We start from the raw sequence: 2,107 nt of genomic DNA on the forward strand, positions 1-2,107 counted from the left end.
GTGATCCTGGTGAAACAGAAGTTGCCGTGGCCCTGAAGGGTTGCGTGTTTACCATCAACTGAGCTAGGGTCTGATTCTGCTTCCGACGTGAGTGCTGGGCTTTGTTGTCTGGATCACTCCCACGGGGAGCGGTGGAGTGTGAGCTCCGATGGCTGGCTGTGATGGTCGGTGTCGGGAGCGTCCGTTCCTTGAGAACTCAACAGCGTGCACAATGTCAAATGCCAAATACCCGTTGCGGGTGTCCTTCGGATGCTCGTTTCGGATTCCTTTGGAATACATTTAAACAAACAAGCAAGTCAGTAATGATTTGTTCTGTCGGTTTCAAACTTGCTGGTTCGTGTTCGATTCCCGTTCACGTCTGGCTTTAGATGTGCCGGCTGCTTTCGGGTGGTCGTGCGTTTAAGCATTTATGGAGAGTTTGATCCTGGCTCAGGACGAACGCTGGCGGCGTGCTTAACACATGCAAGTCGAACGGTGATGTCAGAGCTTGCTCTGGCGGATCAGTGGCGAACGGGTGAGTAACACGTGAGTAACCTGCCCCCGACTCTGGGATAACTGCTAGAAATGGTAGCTAATACCGGATATGACGATTGGCCGCATGGTCTGGTCGTGGAAAGAATTTCGGTTGGGGATGGACTCGCGGCCTATCAGGTTGTTGGTGAGGTAATGGCTCACCAAGCCTACGACGGGTAGCCGGCCTGAGAGGGTGACCGGCCACACTGGGACTGAGACACGGCCCAGACTCCTACGGGAGGCAGCAGTGGGGAATATTGCACAATGGGCGAAAGCCTGATGCAGCAACGCCGCGTGAGGGATGACGGCCTTCGGGTTGTAAACCTCTTTTAGTAGGGAAGAAGCGAAAGTGACGGTACCTGCAGAAAAAGCACCGGCTAACTACGTGCCAGCAGCCGCGGTAATACGTAGGGTGCAAGCGTTGTCCGGAATTATTGGGCGTAAAGAGCTCGTAGGCGGTTTGTCGCGTCTGCTGTGAAATCCCGAGGCTCAACCTCGGGTCTGCAGTGGGTACGGGCAGACTAGAGTGCGGTAGGGGAGATTGGAATTCCTGGTGTAGCGGTGGAATGCGCAGATATCAGGAGGAACACCGATGGCGAAGGCAGATCTCTGGGCCGTAACTGACGCTGAGGAGCGAAAGCATGGGGAGCGAACAGGATTAGATACCCTGGTAGTCCATGCCGTAAACGTTGGGAACTAGATGTGGGGACCATTCCACGGTCTCCGTGTCGCAGCTAACGCATTAAGTTCCCCGCCTGGGGAGTACGGCCGCAAGGCTAAAACTCAAAGGAATTGACGGGGGCCCGCACAAGCGGCGGAGCATGCGGATTAATTCGATGCAACGCGAAGAACCTTACCAAGGCTTGACATATACCGGAAACGTGCAGAGATGTGCGCCCCGCAAGGTCGGTATACAGGTGGTGCATGGTTGTCGTCAGCTCGTGTCGTGAGATGTTGGGTTAAGTCCCGCAACGAGCGCAACCCTCGTTCTATGTTGCCAGCACGTAATGGTGGGAACTCATAGGAGACTGCCGGGGTCAACTCGGAGGAAGGTGGGGATGACGTCAAATCATCATGCCCCTTATGTCTTGGGCTTCACGCATGCTACAATGGCCGGTACAAAGGGCTGCGATACCGTAAGGTGGAGCGAATCCCAAAAAGCCGGTCTCAGTTCGGATTGAGGTCTGCAACTCGACCTCATGAAGTCGGAGTCGCTAGTAATCGCAGATCAGCAACGCTGCGGTGAATACGTTCCCGGGCCTTGTACACACCGCCCGTCAAGTCATGAAAGTCGGTAACACCCGAAGCCAGTGGCCTAACCGCAAGGGAGGAGCTGTCGAAGGTGGGATCGGTGATTAGGACTAAGTCGTAACAAGGTAGCCGTACCGGAAGGTGCGGCTGGATCACCTCCTTTCTAAGGAGCATGTGCACCTCTCCTCTGTATACAGGGAGATCATAGGTGCCAAGTCACGCGTCAGGCGTATGTCCTGGTGGTGGCGCTCATGGGTGGAACATTGACATTGATGCCGGCTGATGTGTCGGGCTGCTAGTACGCCTCCTTGTGGGGTGGGAACGTGGTTCGGTGTGTCGAGGG

The 2,107-nt window shown here is 55.3% G+C and carries 1 rRNA gene and 1 other annotated feature (1 of these 2 cut by a window edge); the gene reads left to right on the plus strand.

Going from position 1 to position 2,107, the window contains the following annotated elements:
- Positions 1 to 406 precede the first annotated feature (406 nt).
- A 16S ribosomal RNA gene (locus tag ITJ44_RS13410) occupies positions 407 to 1,927 on the plus strand.
- A gap of 46 nt (positions 1,928 to 1,973) precedes the next feature.
- Positions 1,974 to 2,107, plus strand: a sequence feature (mutual gap in cmsearch alignment for this rRNA model is longer than 100) (it continues 2,639 nt past the right edge of the window).

Source organism: Clavibacter sp. VKM Ac-2873, assembly GCF_015351075.1.
Taxonomy (GTDB): Bacteria; Actinomycetota; Actinomycetes; order Actinomycetales; family Microbacteriaceae; genus Clavibacter.